Source organism: Streptomyces sp. MB09-02B (assembly GCF_033794485.1).
Lineage (GTDB): Bacteria > Actinomycetota > Actinomycetes > Streptomycetales > Streptomycetaceae > Streptomyces.
The window spans coordinates 1-2,958 of record NZ_JARGEE010000685.1; the positions used below are offsets into that span (position 1 = coordinate 1).

Annotated in this window: 2 protein-coding genes; one reads left to right on the top strand and one right to left on the bottom strand. The window is 76.1% G+C overall.

Going from position 1 to position 2,958, the window contains the following annotated elements; all coding sequences use genetic code 11:
- A partial coding sequence (locus P1P70_RS42810) for a sensor histidine kinase (protein ID WP_319247640.1) occupies positions 1-424 on the top strand: 424 nt, incomplete at its 5' end.
- 824 nt (positions 425-1,248) lie between these two features.
- Here P1P70_RS42810 and P1P70_RS42815 read toward each other — a convergent pair.
- Positions 1,249-2,529: an ATP-binding protein gene (locus P1P70_RS42815; protein WP_319247642.1), complete on the bottom strand. Its 1,281-nt coding sequence runs from the start codon at positions 2,527-2,529 to the stop codon at positions 1,249-1,251.
- Between the last annotated feature and the right edge of the window lie 429 nt (positions 2,530-2,958).

Genomic DNA, 2,958 nt, shown 5'->3' on the forward strand with positions numbered 1-2,958 from the left:
GCCCGGCCCGGTCCGCGTCGTCTTCTCCGCCACCGGCGCCGAGCGCACCGTGCCCGATTCCTCGCGCCATGAGCTCTTCCTGGCCGTGCGGGAATGCCTGCGCAACTGTTTCCAGCACGCGGGGGCCGACCAGATCACCGTGACCAGCCGTGTCACACGCCGCTGGACCCATGTCCGGGTGAAGGACAACGGCACCGGTTTCGACGCCGGCGGCACCGGCCCGGCCGTGCACGACGGCAACGGGCTTCGCTGTGTGGCAGAGCGCATCGCCGCGATCGGCGGACGCGTCACCATCGACAGCGCACCCGGAGAAGGCACCAGCATCGACATCCATCTGCCGCTCCACGGCCGGCCACGCACCGGCCGGGCGGCCCCCGCGAGCGGCCACGGCGAGCGGCCACGCACCGGCCAGGCCCGCCGCTGAAAGAGGCCCGGAGCCCTTGAGGCGGCCGCCCCGCGCACGCGGCGGCACAAGCCCGCCGCCCCCGCCGCGCAGCCCGGTGACGGGCTCGTGGCCCCCACGGCCGGCACGACCCTTCACCCCCGTCCCTGATGATCCGGGAGAGAGGTGCTGCCCCCCCGGTCCCGGCGGCACCGGTCGACCGCCGATGGAAGCGTCTCCGCCGGGCCCACAGGGCCGCACCATACGGCTGCCGGTCTCCCCGGACCGAACAAACAACCTGAACAGACCCACGGACCCTGACCGAACAGACACAAGCACCCCCGGCGGATGCCGGACGGCGGATGCCGGACGGCGGATGCCGGACGGCGGATGCCGGACGGCGGATGCCGGACGGCGGATGCCGGACGGCGGATGCCGGACGGCGCAGGTCCGCGCGGACCTGCGCCGTCCGGCATCCGCCGTCCGGCATCCGCCGTCCGGCATCCGCCGTCCGGCATCCGCCGTCCGGCATCCGCCGTCCGGCATCCGCCGTCCGGCATCCGCCGGGGGTGCTTGTGTCTGTTCGGTCAGGGTCCGTGGGTCTGTTCAGGTTGTTTGTTCGGTCCGGGGAGACCGGCAGCCGTATGGTGCGGCCCTGTGGGCCCGGCGGAGACGCTTCCATCGGCGGTCGACCGGTGCCGCCGGGACCGGGGGGGCAGCACCTCTCTCCCGGATCATCAGGGACGGGGGTGAAGGGTCGTGCCGGCCGTGGGGGCCACGAGCCCGTCACCGGGCTGCGCGGCGGGGGCGGCGGGCTTGTGCCGCCGCGTGCGCGGGGCGGCCGCCTCAAGGGCTCCGGGCCTCTTTCAGCGGCGGGCCTGGCCGGTGCGTGGCCGCTCGCCGTGGCCGCTCGCGGGGGCCGCCCGGCCGGTGCGTGGCCGGCCGTGGAGCGGCAGATGGATGTCGATGCTGGTGCCTTCTCCGGGTGCGCTGTCGATGGTGACGCGTCCGCCGATCGCGGCGATGCGCTCTGCCACACAGCGAAGCCCGTTGCCGTCGTGCACGGCCGGGCCGGTGCCGCCGGCGTCGAAACCGGTGCCGTTGTCCTTCACCCGGACATGGGTCCAGCGGCGTGTGACACGGCTGGTCACGGTGATCTGGTCGGCCCCCGCGTGCTGGAAACAGTTGCGCAGGCATTCCCGCACGGCCAGGAAGAGCTCATGGCGCGAGGAATCGGGCACGGTGCGCTCGGCGCCGGTGGCGGAGAAGACGACGCGGACCGGGCCGGGCGCGGCCTGCGCGGTGAAGGATTCGACCGCTTCCTGCAGGGGCGGCACCACGCTCTGCTCGCGCAGCCCGGTGGCCAGGCCACGCGCCGTGCCGAGCGCCGAACGCAAGGACGTCCCGGCAGCGGCCAGATGCCCGCCGGGGTCGTCGTCGTGCGCCGCCCGCAGCTCCAGGCGGCGCAGCGCCACGAAGAGATCCGTGCCGAGCCCGTCGTGCACCTCGCGGGCCAGTCTGCGCCGTTCGTGCCACAGATCGCCGTGCGCGCCGGCCGGCACGGGCAGGGCGGCGGTCTGCCTGCGCACGGCCCGGCCGATCGGCCGGATCAGCGCGAGCGCCCGGGCGAGGGCCCGCGCGCAGTGCGGGCCCTCCGCGACGTGCAGCAGCGCGCACTCGGTCAGCAGACTGCCCGCCGCACCGGCCAGGTGCAGCGTCAGCACCGGCGAACCGGGACCGCGCGGCGCACCCCGCCCGGCCGCTTCCTCGGCCCGCCCCCCGGCGTCGTCGAGGACCCGGCCGGCGAAAGCGGTCAGCGCGGCCCGGACCGCGACCGTGTCCGGTCCCAGTTCAGGGCCCCACTCCGGTGCCGAGCGCAGCCGCCGCTCGAAGAGGGCGAGGATCGCGCCGGCCTCGCGGGAGAGCAGCTCACCGGGGGACAGCTCCTCCTCGTCCTCGTGCTCCCGGCCGGGACCGCGGCGCTCCAGCGGCGCCGAGCGGCGTCCGGTCCCGGCGCGGGGCTCGGGAGCGTACGGCGGCACCGACCGGCTCAGGCCGTCCTGCAGAGCGGCCGCGAACCCCCGGCCCACGAAGGATTCCAGCATCCCGATCCCGGACCGGCCGGCCGGAAGAGGTGGTATCTCCATGATCAGCCTCGTTCGAGTATGCCGACGGAAAAGCTCCGCGGACTGAAGTGGAAGACGAGCGGACATCGGAAAGTAACAAACCGGCGTGCCCGTTTGTCAAGGTCGGCGGCTCCGGCCGTCCGCGCCGCACGAACCGGCCGCCCCCGCCGGACGGCGCACCCCTGCGGCCCGCCGCGGCCGGCGCCCCTTCCGCCGCCACGTCCCCTCCGGCGTCCGGTGGCGCCGGCCGCGCCGTCCGCTTGGGCGGCGGCAGCGAAGCCCGCCCGCCGAAGGCGGTCCTCGCGCCTGGCCGCCGGTGCCGGCGCGGGCCCGGCACGCGGCGCACCCGGCGGGCGGTGAGGCGGCCGGCGGCCCCTGTGCCCCCGCCGGTCACGGCCTCCGCGGCAGCAGCGGCTCGTCAGGCCCCTGGACGAAGCGGCCCCGCACGCC